The 24,412-nt window shown below is 60.0% G+C and carries 21 protein-coding genes; 9 read left to right on the top strand and 12 right to left on the bottom strand.

The window, feature by feature from the left end; genetic code table 11:
* Positions 1-7: 7 nt before the first annotated feature.
* The 3 genes from G5S37_RS18790 to G5S37_RS18780 all read right to left on the bottom strand — a co-directional run bounded on the left by G5S37_RS18790 (position 8) and on the right by G5S37_RS18780 (position 2,122).
* Positions 8-433: a GFA family protein gene (locus G5S37_RS18790; RefSeq protein WP_165205991.1), complete on the bottom strand. Its 426-nt coding sequence runs from the start codon at positions 431-433 to the stop codon at positions 8-10.
* 186 nt (positions 434-619) lie between these two features.
* Positions 620-1,024, bottom strand: a complete 405-nt coding sequence (locus tag G5S37_RS18785; RefSeq protein WP_165205990.1) for a VOC family protein — start codon at positions 1,022-1,024, stop codon at positions 620-622.
* Between the two features lie 39 nt (positions 1,025-1,063).
* Positions 1,064-2,122 (bottom strand): ADP-ribosylglycohydrolase family protein, encoded by a 1,059-nt coding sequence (locus G5S37_RS18780; protein ID WP_165205989.1) that lies wholly within the window; start codon positions 2,120-2,122, stop codon positions 1,064-1,066.
* A gap of 185 nt (positions 2,123-2,307) precedes the next feature.
* Between G5S37_RS18780 and G5S37_RS18775 the strand changes: the two genes are divergently transcribed.
* Positions 2,308-2,802 carry a DUF6496 domain-containing protein gene (locus G5S37_RS18775; protein ID WP_165205988.1) on the top strand — a complete coding sequence of 165 codons (495 nt, stop codon included), beginning with the start codon at positions 2,308-2,310 and terminating at the stop codon, positions 2,800-2,802.
* A 314-nt stretch (positions 2,803-3,116) separates the two neighbouring features.
* On the opposite strand, the gene panB is transcribed toward G5S37_RS18775, so the two are convergent.
* The 7 genes from panB to trpA form a co-directional block, all read right to left on the bottom strand.
* On the bottom strand, positions 3,117-3,881 hold the full coding sequence (gene panB, locus G5S37_RS18770) for a 3-methyl-2-oxobutanoate hydroxymethyltransferase (protein ID WP_165205987.1): 765 nt from the start codon (positions 3,879-3,881) through the stop codon (positions 3,117-3,119).
* Positions 3,882-4,287: 406 nt separating this feature from the next.
* Entirely contained in the window at positions 4,288-4,797 is a 510-nt protein-coding gene (gene folK / locus G5S37_RS18765) for a 2-amino-4-hydroxy-6-hydroxymethyldihydropteridine diphosphokinase (protein ID WP_165205986.1), read from the bottom strand.
* A gap of 172 nt (positions 4,798-4,969) precedes the next feature.
* Positions 4,970-5,707: a 4-hydroxy-tetrahydrodipicolinate reductase gene (gene dapB / locus G5S37_RS18760; RefSeq protein WP_165205985.1), complete on the bottom strand. Its 738-nt coding sequence runs from the start codon at positions 5,705-5,707 to the stop codon at positions 4,970-4,972.
* A gap of 154 nt (positions 5,708-5,861) precedes the next feature.
* Entirely contained in the window at positions 5,862-6,740 is an 879-nt protein-coding gene (gene dapA, locus G5S37_RS18755) for a 4-hydroxy-tetrahydrodipicolinate synthase (protein WP_165205984.1), read from the bottom strand.
* Positions 6,741-6,816: 76 nt separating this feature from the next.
* Positions 6,817-7,086: a hypothetical protein gene (locus G5S37_RS18750; protein WP_165205983.1), complete on the bottom strand. Its 270-nt coding sequence runs from the start codon at positions 7,084-7,086 to the stop codon at positions 6,817-6,819.
* 10 nt (positions 7,087-7,096) lie between these two features.
* On the bottom strand, positions 7,097-7,912 hold the full coding sequence (gene dapF / locus G5S37_RS18745; RefSeq protein WP_165205982.1) for a diaminopimelate epimerase: 816 nt from the start codon (positions 7,910-7,912) through the stop codon (positions 7,097-7,099).
* 18 nt (positions 7,913-7,930) lie between these two features.
* Complete coding sequence (gene trpA / locus G5S37_RS18740) at positions 7,931-8,731, bottom strand: tryptophan synthase subunit alpha (RefSeq protein WP_165205981.1); 801 nt, start codon at positions 8,729-8,731, stop codon at positions 7,931-7,933.
* 502 nt (positions 8,732-9,233) lie between these two features.
* On the opposite strand from trpA, the gene cls reads away from it, so the two are divergent.
* Complete coding sequence (cls, locus tag G5S37_RS18735; RefSeq protein WP_165205980.1) at positions 9,234-10,685, top strand: cardiolipin synthase; 1,452 nt, start codon at positions 9,234-9,236, stop codon at positions 10,683-10,685.
* Between the two features lie 417 nt (positions 10,686-11,102).
* On the opposite strand, the gene lnt is transcribed toward cls, so the two are convergent.
* A complete protein-coding gene (gene lnt / locus G5S37_RS18730) occupies positions 11,103-12,875 on the bottom strand; it encodes an apolipoprotein N-acyltransferase (protein WP_165205979.1) in 1,773 nt (590 codons plus the stop codon).
* A gap of 295 nt (positions 12,876-13,170) precedes the next feature.
* On the opposite strand from lnt, the gene G5S37_RS18725 reads away from it, so the two are divergent.
* The 3 genes from G5S37_RS18725 (at position 13,171) to G5S37_RS18715 (ending at position 18,328) form a co-directional block, all read left to right on the top strand.
* On the top strand, positions 13,171-14,736 hold the full coding sequence (locus G5S37_RS18725; protein ID WP_165205978.1) for an ATPase domain-containing protein: 1,566 nt from the start codon (positions 13,171-13,173) through the stop codon (positions 14,734-14,736).
* Positions 14,733-17,618, top strand: a complete 2,886-nt coding sequence (locus tag G5S37_RS18720; RefSeq protein ID WP_165205977.1) for an ATP-binding protein — start codon at positions 14,733-14,735, stop codon at positions 17,616-17,618. Before G5S37_RS18725 ends, G5S37_RS18720 begins: the two co-directional genes overlap by 4 nt.
* An 83-nt stretch (positions 17,619-17,701) precedes the next feature.
* The gene (locus G5S37_RS18715; protein WP_165205976.1) at positions 17,702-18,328 is read left to right on the top strand and encodes a hypothetical protein; all 627 of its coding nucleotides are present in this window, start codon (positions 17,702-17,704) and stop codon (positions 18,326-18,328) included.
* Between the two features lie 28 nt (positions 18,329-18,356).
* Here the strand turns inward: G5S37_RS18715 and G5S37_RS18710 are convergent, their stop codons facing one another.
* Complete coding sequence (locus G5S37_RS18710; RefSeq protein ID WP_165205975.1) at positions 18,357-18,881, bottom strand: hypothetical protein; 525 nt, start codon at positions 18,879-18,881, stop codon at positions 18,357-18,359.
* Positions 18,882-19,007: 126 nt separating this feature from the next.
* On the opposite strand from G5S37_RS18710, the gene G5S37_RS18705 reads away from it, so the two are divergent.
* The 4 genes from G5S37_RS18705 (at position 19,008) to G5S37_RS18690 (ending at position 24,295) form a co-directional block, all read left to right on the top strand.
* The gene (locus G5S37_RS18705; RefSeq protein ID WP_240914672.1) at positions 19,008-20,777 is read left to right on the top strand and encodes a phosphate ABC transporter substrate-binding protein; all 1,770 of its coding nucleotides are present in this window, start codon (positions 19,008-19,010) and stop codon (positions 20,775-20,777) included.
* 120 nt (positions 20,778-20,897) lie between these two features.
* Positions 20,898-21,326 carry a cupin domain-containing protein gene (locus tag G5S37_RS18700; RefSeq protein WP_165205974.1) on the top strand — a complete coding sequence of 143 codons (429 nt, stop codon included), beginning with the start codon at positions 20,898-20,900 and terminating at the stop codon, positions 21,324-21,326.
* 181 nt (positions 21,327-21,507) lie between these two features.
* Complete coding sequence (locus G5S37_RS18695; protein ID WP_165205973.1) at positions 21,508-23,046, top strand: hypothetical protein; 1,539 nt, start codon at positions 21,508-21,510, stop codon at positions 23,044-23,046.
* A 211-nt stretch (positions 23,047-23,257) separates the two neighbouring features.
* Complete coding sequence (locus G5S37_RS18690) at positions 23,258-24,295, top strand: hypothetical protein (RefSeq protein ID WP_206026052.1); 1,038 nt, start codon at positions 23,258-23,260, stop codon at positions 24,293-24,295.
* Positions 24,296-24,412: the final 117 nt, after the last annotated feature.

The following is a 24,412-nucleotide window of genomic DNA, read 5'->3' as shown; positions in this document are numbered from 1 at the left end:
GTTCGGATCACATGGGTGGATACTTTTCGAACTTCGGTAGCGCGGGGTCCATCTTATCCCAGGGATGCGCGTCCGAAGTCCACACGTCGATTTGCTGGCTGAACCAGCTCTGGTCATCAAGGCTCGCCGTTCTAAGCGCGATGATCTGCGGGGCGGCGTCGGGCTTGATCACCACAGGTGAGCCGCAGTCCGGGCAGAAGCCACGATGCGTCTTTCCGCCCGCCTCACTGGGTGAGTCGTGATAGCGCGGTGTCCCTTGGAGGAAGGTGAATGCCTCTCGCGGCACGACCACCATGGACGAGAACGGGCCGCCGCTGGCCTTCTGGCAGTCCTGACAATGGCAGTGGAGCATCACCACCGGTTCCGCAGTGGCTTCGTAGCGAATAGCCCCGCAGGCGCATCCGCCTGAAATTGAAGTGGTTTTGGTGCTCATAGGGTCTGTGGGTTCGTGGTTCTCTGGATGGGCTTGGTGGGCAGCTCGAAAAGGGGTGGCTGCCGTAAGGAATAACATTCAACCGAATGGTTGAATGTTATTCGCCGAGGAAAGAATGCAAAGAGAAATCCACACTTTTTTTCGGGGTGAGGGTGAGGCAGGCCTGTCGTGCGGGACCCTAGGGGCTCAGAACTTGATTCCCACCTTCTGCACTTCTTGGTAAGGCAGCAGCCACACGAGGGACTCATCATGGAGGTCCACCACCTGGATGCGGTTGCCGAATGGATCGCGGAAGTCGCACCGAAATCCTTCGATCAACTTGATGCCATACTTTCCCGTGAGCTTGTCGCGCACTTCGGCGATTTGTTTTTCATCGCGCACCATGATGCCAAAGTGCCGTGCGCGAGATGGCTCTACGCGGTCCACCTTGAACATGGCGAGGAACTGATGCGCACCCAGCTTGAAGAATGCGTCGCCTTCGCCTTCATCGAGCTTTTCCAAATTGAAGACGTCCTGGTAGAAGGCCACCGCCTTCTCCACATCATCGACCTCAATGGCGACGTGATTGCAGCCGTAGACTTGGACACTCATGGTGGGCGTGGGGTTGGAGTTGGATATTACGATATCACTTCATCTGCCCGCCACCTTCTGCGCCATGGCTACGATCTCCTTCCCGTCGAGGAGGCCGTCGATGAAGCGTTGGGGAATCTCGCTGAGTCCGACCTGAGCTCCCACGAGCGCACCGGTGAGGCAGGCACGGGACATGTTCTGACCACCGCCATTGATCGCGTGGAGCACGGCGCTTTCGAAGTCATCGGGGAAACGTGCTGCAAGGTAGTAGGCGGAGGGCAGCACGAAATTGATGGCGCAGGACATGCCGTACACGATGGAGGCCTTCCACGCGGGCTCGATTCGGATGTCCTTGTCTCGTGCCGCCTCTGCGACCCATGAGGGGAGCAGCAGGGCATCTGGCGAGGCAAAGCCGAACGTGGGCTTTTGTTGATTGGGCTTCGCAATGGCCCGATCCGCCTGGAAGGGGAGCTCACCGGCAGCCACGAGATCCAGCAGTTTGTCAGAGATACTCTCATCGAATGTTTCGCCGCGAATCAGCGCCGCCAGCACGCACCCAAAGCCGACGGAGTGCTGGGCCACCAGGGAATCATTCTGACTGAGCAGGCAGCATTCGTTGGCATACTTTGCGGCGAGATAAGGCTCTGTAGCAAAACGTGCTGCGATGATGCTGATGCGCTCTGCTGCCTCTGACGTATCGGCATTTCCCGCGGCTTCGCGCCAGGGTTTCTGGTCGCGTACGCGCGCAGTCCAGACCTGGCGGAAGGAATGATTCGTGTAGCCACCGGGACCGCCTTGGGGTTTGCCATTGAGCTTGGGGAGGAGTTCCTCATCCAGTCGCTGGGTAAAGTCCGCCTCATCATACGTGCCCCGCTCCGCCACGGAGGCGAGCAACAGTTTCATGATGATGCCCGTTTGCGAGAGCTCACCCGCAGCCATGCCCGAGTGATACCTGCCCTGCTTTGGCGTAGTGTAGCCATCGATCCAAGGGCCGTAGTCTTTTCGTTGCTCATTCAAGTCATAGTACCAATGCGGGCCGAGTCCGAGGGCATCGCCAATGAATGCGCCTACAATGCAACCGGCGGCGCGATCGGCGATGGAGTCTGGGGAGGATTTCATGAATGAGTGACGAGGAAGTGAGAGGCGTATCGTGAGTGGTTGGGGAAATGGACGGCCAGGGTACGCGGAGTTCACGGCAGTCGCGATCAACGTTATGTACGTACGCGCCTCATCTCAGGCTGGAACTCGCGATGATGGTGCTCGTCATGGCAAGCAAGCAACCAATCTGTCATCAGGAGGCCATCATGCCCAAGCAAAGCACCATCAAGCGAGCCCGCCGTGACAAAAAGGAAGGCAAAGCTCCATCCACGCAAGCTGGAGAATTTGTACGCGAAGTCATCGATGACATCCGCGAGGGCAAACACGGTGCGCGCTCCACGAAGCAGGCGATTGCGATCGGGCTCTCGATGGCACGTCGTGCTGGCGTGAAGCTGCCACCACCAGAGAAGGGCAAGGCCTCTGATAAGGTGAGGAAGCAAGCGAAGCGGGAACTTAAGCGGGCCGAACATGGGCCGGTGAAGCCCTCACCGAAGCGAGCGAGAGCGAGCAGACGGGCGTTGGAGCGGGAAGGTCATAGCGCTGCAAGTTCTGCTGCGTTGTCGCGACATACGAAGCAAGCGGCAAAGAAGCGCACTGCGAAGGACCGGTCTGCGGCGGCCAAGAAAGCTGCGAGAACGAAGGGGCCAGCGAAGCGCTCTGCTGCCGCAAAGAAGGCGGCTAGGACAAGGGCGAGGGGGTGAGGGAGCACTACGCGTCTCCTTTTAATTGGGCTCCATTTAAAGCGGTGTCATGTCCAGTAGGTGGGGCGCGTGAACGTCAGGTTAATGATTGAGAAGTAGTGCCGAAGGCCTTGGACTGCGTGCAGCCCTGCTGCCGCTTTCCTCAAGTGCAGCCTGCTGCACGCTACACCGCGACGAAGTCGCCAAGCTCTTCTGGAGGCATCACACTACGAGTGAATGTCACTATCGCCGCAGCAGGCTGCGGACTCTGGAAAGCGGCAGCAGGGCTGCACGCAGTCCAAGGACGCCGCGCGTCACAGCGTTCGGATCTGTCGTCAATGTTCCCCCTTCACCCTCTCGATAAACTTCCTCGCCGACCGCGTGATCTCCATGGCCAGATTCGCCTCCTGCACGGCAAACGGGGGAACAAACCAAGGGAACAGGCCAACGAGGTCGTGATACACCAGCACCTGCCCGTCACACGCACTGCCCGCACCAATGCCAATGGTCGGAATCTTGATGCTGGCACTGATGCGCGCGGCGACATCCGGGACGATGCTCTCCAGCACGATGGCGGAGGCCCCGGCTTCCTCCAGTGCAATCGCATCCTCCACCAGGCGACTGGCTCCATCCTCGGTACGGCCCTTCTTCTTGTAGCCGCCTTCCTTCAACACACTCTGCGGAAGCATGCCGATGTGCCCCACATATCCGATTCCCGCCTTTGTGATGGCGCGCACGGACTCGATCATGTCCACGCCGCCTTCGAGCTTCACCGCATCCGCCCCGGCTTCCACCAGACGCTCGGCGTTGTGAACGGCGTGATCGGGATTGCCATAGGTGTTCGCGGGGAGGTCCACGATGACGGTGGCCTTTTTCACACCGCGACGGACGGCAGCCGCGTGGTGGAGCATCATGTTCATGGTCACGCCCGTGGTGTCAGGCAGGCCCAGCATCACCATGCCGAGGGAATCACCCACGAGGATGAGATCCACCCCAGCTTCATCGAAGAGGCGGGCGGTGGGGTAGTCGTAGGCGGTGAGCACGGCGAGCTTCTCGCCGGAGGCTTTGCGGTCGCGGAGTTGCTGGGTGAGGGCGTGCACAGGGGTTACTTACATGGTACGTAACCGGGGCGCAAATAGGTGAAACGCAAAGCAGCGAAGCAGCAGAGATGCTACGGAGGTTAGGCGTCCCGCCTGACAGTGGTCGTTGGGCCTCCGGCCTGACGTGCACGGTCACGGAGCGAAAGGGGTAATAGGTCATGAGAGGCGCTGCGGCTAATCAAGGAGTGGGAACGCCTCGTTCCCATCAGAGGTTGCCACTTCTTCCGGTGTTGCGTCCCACCGGACACCTTTGCGGCGCGAACGGTGTGCCTTCGTAGTTGCCGATCGAGCACTCTGTCACCATGGGAACGAGGCGTTCCCACTCCTTGGGCCTGCCGCAATGCGGTGGGTGGGCTGGCCCTTCGGCGTCACTTTGAAATCACCGTCGCCAGAGGCTTCACCTCAGCTATCGAAGCCAGTCGCGCTGTAGGATGCGCAAGGGGGGCTCGGGACTTTGCAGGGTCTCCAGATGCTGAGAGATGCTTCGTGAGTCGTTTGGTAGCACGAGTTTCGGCCGGATTTCCGCCAGCGGTTGCAGCACAAAGCGGCGCTGAGTCATCCTTGGATGCGGGAGGATGAGTGCCGGTTGCTCCATCACCGTATCGTCCGCGTAGAGCATGTCCAGGTCCACGGTGCGTGGGGCGTGGTGGCCGTGCTCGGCAGGGCGGCCGAGCTTCACTTCAACAGCCCGCATCTCGCGAAGGAGTTCCAGTGGTTCCAAGGCGCACTCCACTTCCACCACGGTATTCAAGAACGACTGCGAACCCTCCGGGCAATCCACCGGGTCCGTCTCATACACTGCGGCGGCACCGCGGAGTATCAGGGTGGGATGCACCGTGCGGAGCTGGCGCACGGCCTCCTGCAGGTGGTGCAGGCGGTCACCGAGATTCGAGCCGAGGGCGATGCCGTAGATCATGGAAGGGAGTCCGCCGAGACTTCAGCCGGTACGAGAGAATGCAAAATGAGAAGTGAAAAATGAAAAGTGCAAAATGACGGGCACCTCAGGCACTTTTCATTTTTCACCTTTCATTTCTCATTTTGCATTTCCCATGCACTCCGCCGGAGCCCGGCGGACTACTTTCTCTCGGTCACTTCAGTCCCAGAACATCCTGCATGTCATAAATGCCGGCGCTCTTGTCGGCGAGCCACTTGGCGGCGCGGACGCTGCCACCGGCGAAGGTGTCGCGGCTGCTGGCCTTGTGGGTGAGCTCGACACGCTCGCCGATGTTTGCGAAGACGACCGTGTGGTCACCCACGACATCACCGCCGCGGAGGGCGTGTACGCCGATTTCCTTCTTCGTGCGCGCGCCCACGTCACCGAAGCGTCCGTGGCGCGTGTCCTTGTCATAGTTCACGCCGGATTCCTCGCAGAGGATTTCCACCAGGCGGCGGGCAGTGCCGCTGGGGGAGTCCGTCTTCATGCGGTGATGCATTTCAATCACCTCAAGGTCGAAGGGCTCGCCGAGGATGCGCGCAGCCTGGCGGGTGAGCCAGAAGAGGGTATTCACACCCACGCTGAAGTTCGCGGCGAACACGACGGGGATGGTCTTGGCGGCTTCGCGGATGGTGTTGCGTTCTTCCTCCGTATGGCCGGTGGTGCCCATGATGAGGGCCTTCTTGTGCTTCACACAAGCAGCCACGAGTTCATTGCTGAAGTGGTGTGAGGTGAAGTCAATGACCGCATCGCACTGGGCGAGCGCTTCATCGAGATTGTCACCCACGTCGACAGCAGCGCCGACCACGGTGTCAGGATCCGCTTCCGTAGCGCGGATGACGGCCTGGCCCATGCGGCCCTTGGCGCCGGTGACGAGAATACGAAGAGACATAAGAAGGGTGGGAAAGTTGGCGGTTGTTGAGCAGTGGTTTGCGATGGTTGAGCAGTGGTTGGTGAAGAGGATAAGGCGTGAGCGAGGGAGCTGAGTTCAGTACAAACCATCGCTCAACAACAGCTCAACTACTGCAAACCATCGCTCAACTCCTTCAGAGGATTCCCAGCTTCACCATCGTGGCCTTCAGCTCGGCTACCTGGGCGTCGCTCATCTCGCACATGGGGAGGCGGAGTTCGGCGTCGCAGAGGCCCTTGAGAGCCATGGCGGTCTTGATGGGGATGGGGTTCGTCGCAAGCTTCAGGAACATGCTGAAGAGCGGGTTGAACTTCGCATGGATAGCCTGGGCCTCGGCCCACTCGCCCTTCAGTGCGTGCTGCACCATGGTGCTCATCTCCTTCGGAATCAGATTGCCCGCCACGCTCACGATGCCCTTGCCGCCCACGCTCATGAAAGGAAGCGTGAGGGAGTCATCGCCGGAGAGGATTTCGAAATTCTCCGGCAGGAGTTGCTTGAGCACGCTCACGCGGTCGGCATTGCCACCCGCTTCCTTGATGGCGCGGATGTTCGGGCACTCCTCGGCGAGGCGCACCACGGTCTCGATGCCGATCTCAATGCCGCAGCGTCCGGGGATGCTGTAGAGCATGATGGGCAGGCTCGTGTTCTTCGCGATGTCGCGGAAGTGGCGGAAGAGACCTTCTTGTGTGGGCTTGTTGTAATACGGAGCGACCTGCAGGGAGGCGTTCGCGCCAGCGGCCTCGGCTTCCTGCGTCATCTCAATCGCCTCACGGGTGCTGTTGCTGCCGGTACCGGCAATCACCAGGCCGCGACCACGGGTGATGCCCACGGTGAGCTGAATCACGCGGTCATGCTCATCGTAATCCAGGGTGGGGGACTCGCCGGTCGTGCCACACGGCACCACGCCCTGCACGCCGCCATCGAACTGGTAGTCGATGACTTTTTTCAGCGCATCCTCATCCAGTCGGCCGTTGCGGAAAGGGGTGATGATGGCGGTATGGGTACCTGCGAACATGGGGTGTAGTTTACGTGTTTTGACGAAAGTCTATTTGAGAGAGGGAATACGTCAGCGCAAGCGCGCTGGAAGCAGCTCATGCAGCCGAGTGCTCGGCATCGAGGGATTTGCCGCAGCAGGGGCAGTACTGCACGCCCGGGCTGGCGCTGTGCATCCAGGCGCCCGCAGGCTTCAGGCAATGCACACATTTGCCCGCGAACTTTCCCCAGAGAATGCCAGCGAAAAGCAGGGCTATGCCCACGCCTTGCAGCCATTTCATCTCAGCCGATGCCATCAGCACGATTCCCACGATTACAATCGGCCACGCCATGCGGTGCGCCTTCTTAAGGGATTGCCTGCTGGTCATGACGCGAAAATTAAACCTCCACGGTGCCTTCGAAGACGAAGTCCGCCGGTCCGTGAAGCGTCACGTTCTGGTAGCCATCCGCCGTCTTCTCGAACCCGATTTGCAAGGTGTCGCCGCCGCGCACGAGCACGGACACCGGCGAAGTGAAGCCGTGCAGCTCATGGGCAATCAGCGCGCACGCCACCATGCCAGTGCCGCAGGCCAGTGTTTCATCCTCCACGCCGCGTTCATACGTGCGGATGGAGATGCTGTTCGGTCCGGTGACCTTCACAAAATTCGCATTGGTGCCCTTCGGGGCAAAGGCGGTGTGGTATCGCAGGCCGGCGCCGAGGCCGCGCACATTGGTATTCTCGAGGTCCTGCACGAAGACGACCGCGTGAGGCACGCCGGTATTCACGCTGTGGACGGTGAGTTCCGCGCCTTCCACGGGGAGGGTCTGGTTCAGCTTCAGGCTGTGCGGCGGACTCATGTTGATGCGCACCTGGTCGCCGAGGTAGTCGGCGGAGATCATGCCCGCGAGCGTTTCAAACTTCAGGCCGCCGAGCTTGTCGTCATGCAGACGGTTCACATAGCGGGCGAAGCAGCGCGCGCCATTGCCGCACATCTCGGCCTCGCCGCCGTCCGCGTTGTGGTAGCGCATCTTGAAGTCGCCGCCATCCGTCGGGGGCTCCACCAGCAGGAGGCCATCCGCACCCACGCCACGATGCCGGTCGCACAGGCGGGCGATCGTAGCGTTGTCGATTTGCACGGACTGAGTGCGGTTGTCGAGCATGACAAAGTCATTGCCCGCGCCGTTCATCTTCCAGAATTTGAGCGTGGTGGCCATGGGAAAGGGGCGGAGAAGCTAGACGGACTTCACGGCATCGACAAGAGGTTTCACGAAGGCGGCGAGCCTGTCCGTGAGGGCGTTGTCGGAGCCGTGTTGTTCAATGAGCTTTACGATGGCGCTGCCCACCACGACGCCGTCCGCCATGCCGGCCACGGCCCCGGCCTGCTCTGGGGTGGAAATGCCAAAGCCCACGGCCACAGGCGTTTCCGTGGTGGCCTTGATGCGGGCGACCTGGGCCTCGATGCCGGTCGCCAGCGAGGTCTGCGCGCCGGTCACCCCCTCGCGGGAAACGTAATAAATGAAACCCTCTGCCTGGGCGGTGAGCAGGGGGATGCGCTCCGCCGGGGTGGTGGGCGCGATGAGGCGGATGCGCTTCAGCGCTTCGCCCCCCACGAGTTCGGCATTCTCAGACGCCTCGTCCGGCGGCAGGTCCAGAATCAGGACGCCATCCGCTCCGGCGGCGGCCGCGTCGCGGTGGAAGGCCTCGAACCCGTAGGTGTACACCGGATTCAGGTAGGTGAAGAGCACGATCGGGATTTGTGTTTCCGTGCGGAGCTTCTTGATGGCCGCGATGACCTTCGGCGTTGAGGCCCCGGCGCGCAGGGCGCGGTCGGCGGCCATCTGGTTCACGATGCCGTCCGCCAGCGGGTCGCTGAAGGGCAGGCCCAGCTCGATGATGTCCACCCCGCACTTTTCCAGTGTGAGCACGATGTCGCGCATGGTGTCCAGGTTCGGATCTCCTGCACAGATATAGGCCACGAAGGCCTTCTTTCCAGAGGCGCGGAGGTCAGCGAAACGTTGGTCGATGCGGTTCATGGGGAGCGAGCAAAGGGGGTGGGAGCGTTAACCGCTGGGAACGTGACGCGCAAAGGGATTTCAGGGCGGGAAAGTTGAAACGCAAAGCAGCGAAGCAGTAGAGGGGGAGGGAAAGGTGAATGGCGGGATGAAGAATGGCCGTAAAAGAACGCAAAGGGCGCCAAAGGGTAGGCGCTGAGATGGATTGGGGTGGCGAGGGGTGGTGCGGAAATGGGGACCGCTAATAGGCGCTAATGTTCGCTAATGGATGGTGAATGGGAGACGTGCTGTGATGTGTCGGAGCCTGCGATGGCGAACCGTACCCATAGCCCTCATTCTTTTAGCGAAGATTAGCGCCCATTAGCGGTCCGTCCGACGAAGCCTTCTCCTAAATTAGTGTCCGTTAGTGTCTATTAGTGGTTCCCTGAATGCACCATCACCCCTGACTCGATTCCTTCTCTCGTTGCGTCCTCGTCATCGTGGGACATCATTGCCGCGCTTTCTCCATTCTCGCTCCATCTGCATGTTCGTTGAATTGTACAAGGCTGTCTTCCCCGTGTGGCACTGGTTGCTGCTGATTCTCGATATTTGTGTCGTGGGCTTTGCGGTGAGCCATGTATTGCTGCGTCAGCGGGATGGTCGCATTGCGGCGTTCTGGGCGGTGATCATTGCCTTCGTGCCGCTGTTGGGCGCCATCTTCTACGCAATGTTTGGCATCAACCGCATCCAGCGGCGTGGGCAGAAGTACCGCGCAATGACGGATGTGGAACGCCAGGCGGTGCTGGAGGCCTGCCCGGTGAACCCGGAAAAGGAAGTGCCTGAACTCAAGATGCTGGGGGAACTCGCCGATGCCATCGGCAAACTCTCGCGATACAATTTCTCAGTGGGAAACCACATGATCCCGCTGCGGAGTGAGGAGGCGATGTTCGCCATGGTCACCGCCATCCGGAATGCCCGGCGCAGCATCAGCCTCTGCAGCTACATCTTTGAGGCCAAGGGTGTCGGGATGGAGTTCGTCAATGAACTGGAGAAGGCGAAGAACCGTGGCGTGGAGGTGCGCGTGCTGGTGGACAACATGGGCACCATGTACTCCTGGCCGCCCATCATTCACACGTTGAAGCGGCGCGGCATCAATGCCCAGAGCTTCATGCACAGCCACTTTTTCTTCCGGGTGTTCAGCATGAACATGCGCAACCACCGCAAGGTCATGGTGGTGGATGGCGTCACCGGTTTCACCGGCGGCATGAACATCCGGGATGGAAACATGCTTTCGCAGAATCCGAAGCATCCCGTCATCGATCTCCACTTCCAGGTGGAGGGGCCTGCTGTGCGCCAGCTCCAACGCGTGTTCGCAGAGGACTGGGCCTTTTGCTGCGGGGAGGTGCTGAAAGGGGAGATCTGGTACCCCGAACTGGAGCCTGCCGGTGAAGTCGGCATCATCGGCGTGCCGGATGGACCGGATGAAGATTTCGAGTTGATGCCGAAGGTCATCTTTGCCGCCATCGGCGCCGCGAAGCGCGAGATTCGCGTGATGACGCCCTACTTTCTACCGGATGCGCCGATTCTCTGGGCACTGAACTCCGCGGCCTTGCGGGGGGTGGATGTGACCATCATCACGCCGAAGAACAACAACATCCCCCTCGTCCGCTGGGCCGGGCGCACCCTGTACCCGCAGATGCTTGAGCGCGGCGTGCATATCCTGGAAGCGGACGGGCATTTCGATCACAGCAAGTTCATGACCGTCGATGGCCTGTGGTCCCTGGTGGGCAGCACCAACTGGGATCCTCGCAGCTTGCGGTTGAACTTTGAGTTCAATGTCGCGTGCTTCGATGACATCCTCGCCCGTCAACTGAACGCCATCTTCGTGAAGAGCCTGGAGGATTGCCAGCCTGTGACACGCGAAGAACTGCGCAATGCAGGGTTGCTCCTGCGGTTGCGTGATGGTTTTGCGCGGCTGTTTATGCCGGTGCTGTGAGGGCGGTGGGTGTGTGCATGGGATTCAACACAGAGACACGGAGACACAGAAACGCGGAGGGTTTTTGGAGAGAGGGCGGCTCTTGATGAGACTTCAAAGGAATAGCGCGCAATAGGTGCACCAGCCCAAGGACGTGCCGAATGGTCTCGCAAGAGGGGTGAACGTTAGGATAGGGATGTGGAATTGGTGCCGAAGGCCTTGGACTGCGCGCAGCCCTGCTGCCGCTTTCCTAAAGTGCAGCCTGCTGCACGCTTCACCGCGACGAAGTCGCCAAGCTCTTCTGGACACATCACCCTGCAAGCGAATGCCACCATCGCCGCAGCAGGCTGCGGACTCTGGAAAGCGGCAGCAGGGCTGCGCGCAGTCTAAGGACGCTACGCGTCACAGCGTCTGGATCATTCGTGTGTATCTCCCTACTTATTTCTTCCTCCGCCTCACCACTGCCACCCCAATCGCCACGCCCATGATCCCCAGCATGCCGATGGAGAACGCATCTCCAAACCTCGCATACACGGTCATGGGTGGATTCTTCTCTAGGTTCACTGTCTGCTTCAGCACGCCCTTGTAAAAGAAGCTGTCCTTCTCATTCCACATCATCGCGCCGGGTGGGATGCGACCTTTGTCATCAATGAAGCAAGTCACGCCGGTATTGCAGGCGCGGACCATGGGACGTCGGAGTTCGATGCTGCGGAAGATGGCGTTGGAGAGGTGCTGCTCATTTTCTTCGCTGTGGAGGAACCAACCGTCGTTTGTCATGTTCACGAGAAGCTGTGGCGCCTCGCGCACGAACTTCCGTGCGAGGCGGCCCACCGTGTCCTCGAAGCAGATGAGCGGGATGAGTTGCACACCGGCGGGCTCCTCCAGCTTCAGTGGCTCGGTGGAGGGACCACTGGCGAAGTCACCCATGATCACGTCACCGAGGAGCGCGTTCATGCCGGGGAAATTCCGCAGCGGCAGGTACTCGCCAAAGGGGACGAGGTGGACCTTGCGATGCAGTTGGTGGTTGTTGAAGTTCCCCCGCATGAGCGAAGCACCCGTGTAATTGGGCTCCATGGGAATCAAGATGTCCGCCCCCGTCAGCAGCGAGAAGTCGGAGATGCCGAGGATGTCGTTCAGGAAATCGACGTGGTTTGGATCGTGAAATGGAAAGGGCAGGGCGCTCTCCGGCCAGATGACCAGGTGAGGCTTCTCGTCCGGGTTCTGCATCACCGCCTGCACGGTGAGCTTGCCGTAGAGGTTGTAAATATTCTCGCTGACCTCCATGTGCCGCCGGCCATCCCATTTCTCCTGCTGGCCGATGTTTCCCTGCACGAGGGCGATCCGCAGCGGGACGACCTCGGGAGAGGACGCCGGCTTCTGGTCCATGAGCATCCGCGCGCCGTAGCCCGCATTCAGCAGCATGAGCGCGACGGCGCAGAAGAAGTCCGCATGTGGCCGCACGCGGGAGGTGCGCACCTCCTGGCGGAAGCGCAGGATGGTATTCCACAGGATGCAGGCCACGAATACAGGCAGGAAGGACAGCCCCGTCACCCCCACAAACTCCGCACCCTGGATCAGGATCTTCATCTTCCAGAGGGCCACCCCGAGTCCATTCCAGCCGAAGCCGGTGAAGACGATCCCGCGCAGCCACTCGCAGGCCACCCACGCGGCTGCGCAGAGGAATGCGGAGCGCAGTGATTCGAACGACACGCTGAAGAGCTTGCCCGTGTCACCCGAAGTCGTGTTTCCCTCCGGGCTGATGCGTGGCCTCCCAATGGTAGCAGCAAAGGCACCCCAGATGCCCCAGTAGAGGGAGATGTAGAGGGAGAGTCCCACCACCGCGCCGATGCCCATGAGTTCCGGTCCCCAGCCGATCCACGTGTTGTCACTCGCGCCGCTGATGACACGGGAGGAGTGGCGCACCCAGTTCAGGTTCGGGATGAAAAAGGCGAGCCCGGCCAGGTAAGCGAGGCGGAATCCACGCCAGGCGGGGCTGCGCGATTTTTGATTTTTGATTTTTGATTTTTGATCTGGGGCAGGAGTTGAGGCCTCTGCTTTGATCGAGTCAGAAGCCTTATTGTCCCACCCCCACAGCGCGTAGAGCAGCGGCAGCATCCACAGCCACACGATCCAGCTGAGATTCCACCCGGGATAGGCGAAGACCAGTACGAAACCGGCAGCCAGGGCGGCGAGAAAGGGAGGGATGCGCATGCGGTGGGTGGTGGAAGGATACGAATGTGCGGGCGCATGTAGGTCGCAGGGGTGGGCGGCTCAAGCAACCATTTGCTACTTGTCCATGCCATCCAGGCCGCGCCTGACGAAAAATTCCGGGTGCATACATCCAACCAAACCCCGTCCGGCCATTCCGAATCGAAAAAATCCGTGTCCATGAGGCCGCGATTCCTTCACTCCCCGTTTCATAGGTAGAGCGAGCTTACCATCCGCTGCACCAACAACTTCTTAGTGATTCAAATTGAGCCCATCCAACAAGACACCCTCAGTAGCCATGACTGCGAAATCAGTGACTCCCACCGCAGCTCCCCAAGCGTCTGGCGCATCTTTACAACGCAGCGCCACGGGTGTGGCGGGGCTTGACGATATCCTCAATGGTGGCCTCCCGGCGAACCGCGTTTATCTGGTGCAGGGGGACCCCGGCGTGGGGAAGACGACTCTGGGGCTTCAATACTTGCTGGAAGGCGTGCGATGCGGTGAGACCGGTCTGTACATCACGCTTTCGGAAACGCGCGAGGAACTCGAAGCGGTGGCTGCCTCGCATGGCTGGGACCTCTCCGGACTTAACGTGCTGGATCTCTCCGCGATCCGGGAGCAAGCCGATCCTGCGGGAGCGAACACCTTTTTCCACCCGTCAGAAGTGGAGCTCAACCGGATGACTGCCCGGATCCTTGCCGAGATGGATCGGGTCAATCCCGTCCGCATGGTCTTTGATTCGCTCTCGGAGATGCGCATGCTCGCTGAAACGGCCCTGCGCTACCGGAGACAGATCCTGGAACTGAAGCAGACCTTCCAGGGGAGGAAGACCACCGTGGTGTTTCTGGATGACCGGACGGAGGATCGGCATGATCTGCACATCGAAAGCATCGCCCACGGGGTGATCCACCTCTATCGCACTTCCCCAGAGTACGGGGTGGCCCGTCGCTGCTTGAATGTGCAGAAGATTCGTGGCTCCAAGTACCGGGAGGGGAATCATGACTTTCAGTTGAATACCGGAGGCATGGAAGTCTTCCCCCGGCTGGTGGCTTCTGAGCATCACCAACCATTCGACCGGGAGGCGGTGGCGAGCGGAATCAAGGAGCTGGATGCCTTGTTCGGCGGTGGCCTGGACCGTGGCACCAGCAACATGTTCATGGGGCCGCCTGGTACGGGGAAATCCACTCTGGCCCTGAAGTTCATGCTGGCAGCCGCGGAGCGCGGGGAGAAGAGCCTGGGCTTTATCCTGGATGAAACCCTTGGTACCTTGATGAATCGTGCCAGCCAGCTCGGCATGGATCTCCAGCCGCATATCGATTCAGGCATGATCCGATTCCTGCAGGTGAATCCTGCGGAGATCGTGCCGGGGGAGCTGGCCAGCCTGATCCGGCATGCCGTGGAGAAGGAAGACATCCGCGTGCTGGTGCTGGACAGCATCAATGGCTATCTCAATGCCATGTCGCAGGAGCGCTTTCTCAATCTCCAACTGCATGAGATGCTGACGTACCTGAACCAGTTGGGCATAGTCACCATCATGGTGCTGGCCCAACAGGGGATGGTAGGCCCGATGAAAACTGCCGTGGATCTCACCTATCTGGCGGACACCGTGGTGCTGCTCCGTTACTTCGAGGAGCTGGGCGCGGTGAAGCAGGCCATCTCCGTGATCAAGAAGCGCAGTGGCAATCACGAGCGCACCATCCGCGAGATCACGGTGGGAGCTGGCGGCATCGTGGTGGGGGAGCCCCTCTCCCGCATGCAAGGGGTGCTTACAGGTATCCCCAATGTTTTTTCACCCCAGACAGGTGGCAACGGACATGGTAATGGTCATACCAGTCCTCCCACCCTGATGAAGCACGATCTATGATCACACTCCCCGGCCACGATGGTCAGGCGCCAAGTTCAACTGTAAGCCGGGATGCGGATGCGGTGCTGGATGACTATCCTGAAGTGGAGCGCCGCATTCTCCTGTGCGCCCCCACGGGTAGCGATGGTCGCACTGCGGCGAAGATCCTCTCAGGTGTGGGACACAACGTGACGATATGCAACTCCGTGATGGAGGTAGGGGTGCAGATTTCCCAAGGGTGCTCCGCCGTCGTTCTAGCGGAGGAGGCTTTGGGGTCCATGACTGTTCCGGCCTTTCTCGAGGTGCTCCATCAGCAGCCCTCATGGTCTGATCTGCCAGTGATCATTGTGGGTGGCCGGGGGGAGGCGGTGCAGTGGAGGTTGCGGCGCATGGCGAATCTGGGCTTGGGGGGAAATGTATCCCTGCTGGAGAGGCCCTTTCACCCGGAGACTCTCATCAGCACGGTGGAAGTGGCCATGCGCGCCCGGTCGCGCCAGTATCAGGTGCGCACCCTCCTTCGCGAGCAGGAGGAGAGTGAACTCAGGCTGCACAACATCTTTGAGAGCATCAGCGAACCCTTCGCGGTGCTGGATCAGAAGTGGCGCTTCACCTATGTGAACCGCGGCTTCATGGAGCTCGTGCCGCGAGCGCGGCGTGGCAATCCAGGCCTGCTCGGTCAGGTGCTCTGGGAGCAGTTCCCGAGGCTGGTGGAGACAGAATTGGGCAAGTTCCTCCACCAGGTCTTCACGGATCAGAAGCCGGGGGTGCTGGAGTTTCACTACGAGGCCGCACGCACCTGGCTGGAGGTGCGCGCTTATCCCTCCCATGAGATGCTCGCGGTGCACGTGCGCGATGTCACCGAGCGGAAGCAGGCCGCGGAGCTGCTGCGCCGCCGCAGTGAGCGCATGCAACTGCTTTCAGAGTTGCTTGCCCAGCTCATCGGCGCGGCGGATTCGCAGACGGTGGTGCGGGATCTTTTCCCCAAGGTGGCGAAGAACCTCGACGTCGACACTTACTTCAACTTCATGCTGTCGGAGTCGGGTGATCACCTCGTGTTGCACTCTTGCCGGGGTGTATCTCCAGAGGTGCAGGAGTCCATTAAAACTCTGTCGCTGGGCACTGCCATCTGCGGCACCGTGGCGCTGCTCCGCCAGCCCATCATCGCTACGGACATCCAGCATTCCACTGATGTGAAGGCGGACCTCGTGCGCGGGCTCGGCATTCAGGCGTACGCGTGCCATCCGCTCATGGTCGGTGAGCGTCTGCTGGGCACGCTCTCCTTCGCCAGTCATACGAGGCCTGCCTTCGACGAGGAGGAGATTGAGTTTCTCCGTCTCATCACCCAGTATGCGGCCATCGCGCTGGATCGCCTGAAGACCACCGAGGCCATGGAAAAGAACGCCCAGCAACTTGGCGTGGCCCTCGGGGCGGCGCAGCTGGGCACGTGGAACTGGGATGCGGAGACGGATGCGATGACCATCTCTGGTCGCACAGGCGAGATCTACGGTCTCAATGCAGGCACCTACCCCTCCCGATCCGTGTTGCGCCGTCTCTTGCATCCGGACGATCGAGAGCAGGCTCGGGTTTCCGCGCAGAAATCCGTGGAGACGGGATGTGACTACGATATCGAATATCGCGTGCGCCGTCCCAAGGGAGGCTACCGGTGGGTGACTGCGAAGGGTCGCTGCGTCTTTCACCTGGACGGCAGACTTGCCGGTATGCTGGGCGTGGCGCAGGACATCACCGAGAGCAAGGAAGCGGAGACCCGCCTGCGCGAGGCGGCAGCGGCGGCGGAGGCGGCGAACCGCTCGAAGGACCTCTTCCTCGCTGTGCTGAGTCATGAGCTGCGCACACCGCTCACCCCGGTGTTGCTGGCGGCGGATACGATGGAGCACGACGTCGCGTTGCCCGCGGAGTACAAGGCGGACATTGCCATGATCCGCCGCAACGTGGAGCTGGAGGCGAAGATCATCGATGACCTTCTGGACATCAGCCGCATCACCAGTGGGAAGCTGAATCTCAATCTGGAGTCCGTGGATGTGAATGCCTCCATCCGCCAGGTGTGTGCCATGTGTGCGGCGCAAATCACAGAGCGCGCCATCCAGCTGCGTTGTGATTTCGCGGAGGATCCAGGCACGGTGCGAGCGGACTCTGCGCGACTGCAGCAGGTGCTGTGGAACCTGCTCAACAATGCCGTGAAATTCACACCTGACGGTGGTACGATCGACTTCCGCACGGAGCGCCTGGACGGGCACCTGCGCATCCAGGTGCAGGACTCGGGCATTGGCATTGCTGAGGAACTGTTGCCGCAGATTTTTAATGCGTTTGAGCAGGGGGACATCCGCATCACGCGGCAGTTCGGTGGACTGGGGCTGGGACTCGCCATCACCAAGGCGCTGGTGGACATGCACCACGGCACCATCATCGCCGAGAGTGATGGCAATGGCTCCGGCGCGCGCTTTACCGTGACGCTGCCCCTGGAGTCAGGCACACAACTTCCTGCCGCGGACTCTCCGGGGGCGCGGACTCCTCCGCAGGCGACGCGGCAGCACCTGCTGCTGGTGGAGGACCATGCGGACACGGCGCGTGTGCTGGGCACCCATTTGCGTCGCATGGGATTCACTGTCACTGTGGCTTACACCGTGGCCTCTGCACTGGAGCTGGTGCGCGAGGAGGAGTTTGATCTCGTGGTCAGCGACCTCGGTCTTCCGGATCAATCCGGCTTCGAGTTGATGCGACAGATCGTCGAGATCCATCCCATGCCGGGCATCGCCATGAGCGGCTACGGCATGGCGGAGGACATTCGCAAGAGTCGCGAGGCCGGCTTCTCACAGCACCTGGTGAAGCCTGTGAATATCACGAGGCTGGAAGAGGCGATTCGGAGTTTGGTGGATGGGAAGTGAGGGGCGGGGGCTCGGATCACCGCCCTCTCCAGTTGACTTCAGCTCGATTCTCATCAAGCGAGGAATGCCAAACGCATTGCCGCATGTCTTCGAGTGAGCCCCAGGAACAGCCGTCCTCCACCACGGATGCGGATCCGCCTCGACCTCTGAGCATGTACCAGTCGCTGCGCATCGGGCTGGCGCTGATTTTCTACCGCACGCCTGGAACGATCAGGCGTCCTGCCTCTCACAAGTGGCTCATCGCACTGTGTTGCCTGTTCACGTTGCCGCTGGTCAAGGTATTGGGTGGAATGATGGGGCAACCGGACAAACTTCACTTTTTACTCAATCAGGCGGCGACGCTGTTTGTGATGTTCATGAGCCCTTTCATCCTTCTGGTCATGCTGGTCGGAGGGAGACGCAAGTGGGCCTATTACCTCGTGAGTGCCGGTCTCACTGTATTGACCCTGCGTGGCCTGCAGACCCTGCTCATGGTGCGATTGTTCGGCGCTCCTAAGTCCGTAGGTGTGGATACCCTCATCATGGGTGAACTCATGGTGGGAGGAATGGTGTACTTGTGGTGGCGCGTCGTACTGGGAGAACCTAGCAGGAAGTACTTTGGGATGATTGAAGACACTGGGGATCGTGGGGGGAATCCCATCCCACCAGAAGATGAAACGTTTGCAGTTGGGCAGGAGCTGCCAGTGCGAGATTCAGATGAGAGCAGGTGATTCTGCCGGACATGGTCCAGGGCCAGCATCACCTCTTCGGTGAAGTATCCATCCACTTTACGTCTTGAAATGCATCGGGTGCTGCGGCCATCATGTCTTGGATGGCGCGCTCGGCGCGTTCCACGGCCGGTGCCGTGTCCACCTTCCGGAACAGCCTTTTCAGAAAGCCGGGCTCTGCATTGACATGCATGATGAACTCGTTCACACCCTTCGGCAGCTTGGGTTGCGTGGAAGGAGGCATGGCATACTTGCCGGGATCGTCGTGGGATGAGTGGTCGTCCTCTTCGTCGCCATCACCGGCGTTCTCGTCATCGTCACCTTCATCCATGACTCCGCAGCCAATCCACAGCGGAAAGTCAGCATTCTCCACGTAGACCAGCCATCCCCAGTCCTCACAGAGAATATCTCCCGTAGCGACACCGTGCTTGGGCAGGTGATCGCGCAAATACTCCGCGAGGCGCTTGCCCCAGCAGTTGTCATTCACCAGTTCCTCATTCTCGTTGGGATACTTGGGGAATGCGGCGGATTTAAATTCTACGACGCGGTCGGGCATACTCGATACTCCTTCAGGCTTGCCTAGACGACGATGCGGGAAATCTCAATCCCGGAATGTGATGATGTGTGGGGCTCAGGAAGACGGGTGCCTTCGAGTGCGTATCAGGAAGGCCGCTTCTCCACCATGCGCCATTTTCTGCGTCGTTTTCTTATTCGAGTCATCTTTGTGATGGTCACGTGTGCTTCCGTGCATGCCCAGACATCCACGCAGCCGCCAGCTGGAAAGGAGCAGAATCTTTCCTCCATCCACGGTCTCTGGATGATGGGTCAATCTCTCTGCGACGGCTCGGAGTCGCTGCCGATTGTGACCAAGGAGGACACGGGGTGGGGGAACTACAGCTTCGCGCGCGGCGTGCGCACCTGGATCGCCGGTGACAATGCGGCCACGCCGGAGAAGCGGCCGAAAGAGCAGTTCAATTTCGTGCCCCTGAAAGCCCAGGTGAATGGAGGCCTGGGCGAGACGATAGCCAATGGCATGGCGGACAGCTTGAAGGCGCGCCTGATGGCCGGAAGCGGAAGCGGCCAGCCAGCTACGCCTCCAAGACCCAAGGATGGACCGCCGCATTTCCTGGTCGCCTACGCAGGACAGGGAGGTCGGCAGATTCAGGAACTCTCCAAGGCGGATCTCTCCACGGATCTGCGCACGCCGGAGAATCGGCGGCATGGTGGCGGCTACTACAGGACGAGTCTGGATGATGCGCGTCGAGCCATGGCGCAAGCTGCGGCCCTCGGAAAGAAGTTCGATATCCTGGCGCTCTGCTGGATGCAGGGAGAGGCGAATGGCGGACCCACCGGCGGCATCAAGCCTACGCGTTGGGACGATGAAATCCCGCGTGTCCAGGGACTCGAGTGGTATCGCGACCAACTCATCGCCTATCGCAAGCAGTGGTCTGACGATCTGCGCGGCATCACAGGGCAGAAGAATGAGATTCCCATGTTCACCTATCAGACGCTGGGGCCTGCCGGGGAGGCGCAACTCATGGCCACAGATAAGGACCCGCACATTCACATGGTGGGGACACATTATGCGATGGCCAGCGCCATCAACAGTCGTCGTCCCGGTGGCATCTACGGGGATCCCATTCACCTCTCTGCGGATGCAGAGCGGTGGCTTGGACAACAATTTGGGAAGGTGATCTTTGAAGTCACCCACCGGAATGCTGAGTGGACTCCGCTGCGCCCCACAAAAGCCACCGTGGAGCCGTCACGCGCCAGCGTGCTCGTGGAGTTTCACGTGCCACATCCGCCATTGGTGCTGGATGAAACCTTCCTGCCGCGACAGGAGAACGTGATGAATGGTGGCTATGCATCGCTGCATGGCTTTCAACTTCGCGATGACAAGGGAGTGGCCTATCCCATCACCAAGCTGGAGGTCGAGGGCGCAACCCGCGTGCGTATGCATTTCGCCAATCCACTGCCCGCCGGTGGCAAGTATGCCATCAATTACGGCCATCCCAATGCGGGAGAACTCGGTGCCATCGCCGCCTTTCGCCAGGGGCCCAGTGTGGAAGGTCAGCCGACCATGGAGATGATTCTCGAAGGCGACCTTTCCAAGAGGTTGAAGTCGCTCACAGACGAAGGCGTGTTCTTTGTGACGAACACCCTCACAGGCCGCGCAGTCACGCGTGTGCCCATCCGTAAGGTGAGGTATGAAAGTGGCGATACGTTTCTGCAATTCGAGACCCGTGAACTGCGCAATGGTGTCGCCTTCAACGCAGGCCAGACCGTCGTGGCCCAGCGTCCCTTCACCTACGGAAACCTGCGCGATTCCGATGACTCCAGCGCCATGACTGCGCAAGTCTTTGGCGATGAAGGCTACGGCACTCGTGCGGGTCAACCTTATCCGTTGTGGAACTGGTGTGTGCTCTTTTCCGGCTTCCCCGTGGAGGAGTAGCTCGCTGTCGTTTGAGCGTTCGATCCCCGGTCGTAGTATATCAATATTTAGGACTCGTTTTTATCAGAGGGGTCCCGTGCGTTCATTGACTTCGTGGAGAACACCAGTAGGCGTCCCTCCATGAAGGCGACTATCGTCGATACCCGGAAACTCGAGAGAGTAAACATCCGGGGCGAAGGTGATCCTGGTGTGCGCTGGAATGGCGCATTCGTTCTTTACGGCGGACACGGAACAACGGAATCCTCCACCATCGTTTATGAAATCGAGCCGGGTGGGCGGCTGGGCTGGCATACGGATGCCACGGAGGAGACGCAGTACATCTTTGCTGGAACCGGTGAACTTCAACTGGAGGATGGCAGCAAAAATCAAGTGGGCCCGGGGAGCGTCTTTGTGCTTCCCACGCCGATGCGCCACGATCTGGTAAACACCGGATCCGAGACACTGCGGGCCGTGGCTTTCTTCGCTGCTGCCATGTTCACCCAGACGTTCGACAATGTGATGCTGCCGCCGAAGACCCATGTGTTGGGTACGCCGAACCGGAACGGTTGAGTGACGGCGCGCGAGCGACTTCCCACGGAAGCGTTGGGGCATGTTTTTTCATGCTCTGATGTTGCATGTCCTAATATGAATATCGGTGCAGGATGCTGCGCTTGCCACATCTGGAGAGGTGGTTTACACGGTGGTGTCGAATAATTTATTGAAAAAATAACTGTAAACCCTTGCTATAACCATGCCTGGAGAGAATGTCAGCTTTGTGGCCTTTGGCCAATTCCACTCGGATCAAACGGCGTTTCAGGCAGTGCACGAACAGCTAAAAAAGATGCACACCGCCCTGAAGGCAGAAGGCAGGGAACTGGTGCTGGGCATCGAGCATTCGGATCAAGACGTGCGCAAGCCGGAAACGCTGGCGCAGTTTCACAACGAGAGCCTGCTGCAGAAGTACTGTGACGAAACTCGCGCCCGAGGTGGGGTGCCCAACGTGGCCGATTTCAAGGTGAAGCACATCAATGACATGGACTGGAGCGGCCAGACACACTTTCTGAAGGTGGATAGCACCACTTCTGCCTCGGATTTGCGCTTTCTCGAAAGGCAGAAGGCGAACGTCATGGAAGGGCATTTTACGGCTCATATAAAAGAGACCGTCAAGGATGTGAATGTGGGCCGGGGAGCTGCCCGCATGGAGGAGGCTGCCCTTCTCCGCTGGGCGTCTGACAACAACGTGCCGATTCGTGGGCTCGACCCCATCTCTGACAAGGACAAGTCTTCGCGTCTTACCGGTGGTGGAAGCAGGATCAATGGTAGTGCCCTTGAGGAGGTCGAATACGAGCGTGTCCAGGGCATGGGCAAGAAGGGCGCAGAGATCATGAAGGGCCTCGCGGACAAAAACGGAGGTTGTCTGGTCGCCATCAACATGGGGCCGGCGCATTTGGGGTCCATGGAGGTGGTGCTGGGCGAGGAGCTGGCACGGCAATCACTGGATAAAGCCCAGGTGAAGATGTGCGTCATGGTGCCCCCCAGTGCGATTGGGACCGGACAAACACCCGAAAAGGTTTCAGACGAGTTCATGCGTCATACCATGAAGGACATGCGGGGTGCCCACGCACAGCTGGAGGACAGGGTAAAGGAGTGCCAGCTGGATGTGCAGACGCGCGAGAAGAGCGTGTCCCAGGTGCAGGGGATCGCTTCTCGAGTCACAGGCCTCGTGGGCACTGATACGGATCTGCTCAAGATGATGAAGGACAACCCTGGGAAGGTGACGAAGATGCTGAACTACGACGTCTCAGACAAGAGTCTTGGCCTGACTGAAAAAGTCATCCAGAAGGCAGTAACCCGGTTTGAAAGCGGTCAGGCGCCGGACGTGCGCGCGGCGCTGACCACGGAAGTGCAGAACCATGTCCGGAAACTTGAAGAAGGCCTGGAGGTAAGCCGGGAGGACCTGGATGTTGCACAGAAGGATGTGCTGGCTCATCGCGCAACGGTTCTGCCATTCGCGGACAAAGTGGAGCAGCGGCTGGATAACAAGCCTGGTGAAATCTACAAGACCTTCACTCCTGGCAGTGGTGGCCAATACGACTTGAGTGGAGTCGGCACAGGCGTGCGCAAGTCCGTGAGGGATAATCTGGGCATCAGCAGCACCAGTACCTCGACCTCGCTCCAACAGGATATGGGAAAGGACGGGACAAAGGTTTCCACCCGTTCCCAGATGCAGCTCACAAACACCAGTGCCACGACCCCTCCGAAGGAAGTAGTCGGTGGTTTCAAAGTTTGAGTCTTGATGAGTTCTGCGCCGCGTTCCGGGACTCTGACGGCATTTTCTGCTCCCGCTGGCATGCTCGTGCGAATCATGTACAATGAGGGCAGCCAAACCTCCCATGCTGTTGTCCACGCTCAGCATCCCATCTGCTCACCGGTCTTTCCGGACCGCTGTTCGTGGTTTTCTGCTGCTGGCACTTGGCGTTGGCTTTGGACTGGGGCCAGTGATGGGGGAGGAGAAAGTCGCGCCCGCGCCGGACAAGCAGCCGCCTGGCCCCTCTGCGGAAGAGGCAAAGTTACTTGCGCAGCGCGAGAAGGACGCCGCCTTCGAAAAGACCGTCAAGTCCATCTTCACGGATGACGGCATCGCTGACATCCGGGTGACCTTTGGGTATGACGACACGAAGGACGCCCGGGAGGCGAATGATCCCATCCGCGCGGAGCGGTTCATGAATTCGCTGAAGGAGCTCGGATTTCAGGAACATCCTGCCAGTGAAGCCGCGGCGAAGACGCTCGGTGTTCCGGTGGAAGCGCCCAACCTCCGCATCCTCACCGGCCAGACCAAGAAGGGCCAGATGCTACGCGTGGCACTCATGTGGAGCGCGCTTTCCAGAAGCGGTACGAAGAACATCGGCGTGGGCTACAAAGACCAGCTCCTTCGCAGTGATGAGGCCATGGACTTCACCAAGAAAGCCTGCGCCGAGGCGGAGGTGATGATCTATGTGGGCCACTCCCGCAGCGGTGGCGGCCCGGATACCTACCCACCTGAAACTCGGCCCGCCGCGGGCGGTGTATCCTCCACGGACTTCTCCTACTATAAGAAAAATCGTCCCGGCATGCAGGCATTGGGTCCCTACCTGAGAAAGCGGGAAGCCACGCCCAAGCTGCTCTCCTGGACCGGCTGCCTCTCGGATGAGCACTTCCGTTCGTGGTTTGCCGAGTGCTTTGCCAAGAAGAGCCATCACACCGCCGTGATTCTTTCCACCCGCCTGACCAGCTACACGCCTTGGGAGAATGCCGTGCAAGGGTTTGACGAAGGCAACATGGTGGCCCTGGCCATCATCCACGCCCTTTATGAGGGAAGCAATCGCGAGGAAATGGAGGCAAAGCTGCGCGCCTGCGAGATGGACCAACTCCGGGATTACGACAAGCCGGCCTGGCGCCTGACCATGCTGCCCGGAGCCGCGCCCCAGCAGCCAGCTCAGGTAGCGGAACAGGCACAGGCTCAGACAAAAGCGCCTGCTCCAGCAACGGAGGGTCAGTGAAGCCCGGGCTGGCGCGGTTCCTGCACTGTGCCCGACCTTGAGCCACCCCTTGCTTCCCGTTGTCGTTCGCAGCGAAAAGACGGGAGCGTTGCTCGACAATTGCAGTAGCATGCGCAA

Origin of the sequence: Roseimicrobium sp. ORNL1, assembly GCF_011044495.1 — a bacterium.
Lineage (GTDB): Bacteria > Verrucomicrobiota > Verrucomicrobiia > Verrucomicrobiales > Verrucomicrobiaceae > Roseimicrobium.
This window is presented reverse-complemented; position numbering and strand designations above follow the sequence as displayed.

Excerpts from the sequence above, each read along its gene's own strand:
- G5S37_RS18790 (WP_165205991.1), bottom strand. The coding sequence starts at position 433 with ATGAGCACCAAAACCACTTCAATTTCAGGCGGATGCGCCTGCGGGGCT.
- G5S37_RS18710 (WP_165205975.1), bottom strand. The coding sequence starts at position 18,881 with ATGCCCGACCGCGTCGTAGAATTTAAATCCGCCGCATTCCCCAAGTAT.
- dapB (WP_165205985.1), bottom strand. The coding sequence starts at position 5,707 with ATGTCTCTTCGTATTCTCGTCACCGGCGCCAAGGGCCGCATGGGCCAG.
- G5S37_RS18725 (WP_165205978.1), top strand. The coding sequence starts at position 13,171 with ATGACTGCGAAATCAGTGACTCCCACCGCAGCTCCCCAAGCGTCTGGC.
- G5S37_RS18720 (WP_165205977.1), top strand. The coding sequence starts at position 14,733 with ATGATCACACTCCCCGGCCACGATGGTCAGGCGCCAAGTTCAACTGTA.
- trpA (WP_165205981.1), bottom strand. The coding sequence starts at position 8,731 with ATGAACCGCATCGACCAACGTTTCGCTGACCTCCGCGCCTCTGGAAAG.
- lnt (WP_165205979.1), bottom strand. The coding sequence starts at position 12,875 with ATGCGCATCCCTCCCTTTCTCGCCGCCCTGGCTGCCGGTTTCGTACTG.
- G5S37_RS18750 (WP_165205983.1), bottom strand. The coding sequence starts at position 7,086 with ATGACCAGCAGGCAATCCCTTAAGAAGGCGCACCGCATGGCGTGGCCG.
- G5S37_RS18780 (WP_165205989.1), bottom strand. The coding sequence starts at position 2,122 with ATGAAATCCTCCCCAGACTCCATCGCCGATCGCGCCGCCGGTTGCATT.
- G5S37_RS18785 (WP_165205990.1), bottom strand. The coding sequence starts at position 1,024 with ATGAGTGTCCAAGTCTACGGCTGCAATCACGTCGCCATTGAGGTCGAT.
- G5S37_RS18715 (WP_165205976.1), top strand. The coding sequence starts at position 17,702 with ATGTCTTCGAGTGAGCCCCAGGAACAGCCGTCCTCCACCACGGATGCG.
- G5S37_RS18695 (WP_165205973.1), top strand. The coding sequence starts at position 21,508 with ATGCCTGGAGAGAATGTCAGCTTTGTGGCCTTTGGCCAATTCCACTCG.
- G5S37_RS18690 (WP_206026052.1), top strand. The coding sequence starts at position 23,258 with ATGGGGGAGGAGAAAGTCGCGCCCGCGCCGGACAAGCAGCCGCCTGGC.
- dapF (WP_165205982.1), bottom strand. The coding sequence starts at position 7,912 with ATGGCCACCACGCTCAAATTCTGGAAGATGAACGGCGCGGGCAATGAC.
- G5S37_RS18705 (WP_240914672.1), top strand. The coding sequence starts at position 19,008 with ATGCGCCATTTTCTGCGTCGTTTTCTTATTCGAGTCATCTTTGTGATG.
- G5S37_RS18775 (WP_165205988.1), top strand. The coding sequence starts at position 2,308 with ATGCCCAAGCAAAGCACCATCAAGCGAGCCCGCCGTGACAAAAAGGAA.
- G5S37_RS18700 (WP_165205974.1), top strand. The coding sequence starts at position 20,898 with ATGAAGGCGACTATCGTCGATACCCGGAAACTCGAGAGAGTAAACATC.
- cls (WP_165205980.1), top strand. The coding sequence starts at position 9,234 with ATGTTCGTTGAATTGTACAAGGCTGTCTTCCCCGTGTGGCACTGGTTG.
- folK (WP_165205986.1), bottom strand. The coding sequence starts at position 4,797 with ATGATCTACGGCATCGCCCTCGGCTCGAATCTCGGTGACCGCCTGCAC.
- dapA (WP_165205984.1), bottom strand. The coding sequence starts at position 6,740 with ATGTTCGCAGGTACCCATACCGCCATCATCACCCCTTTCCGCAACGGC.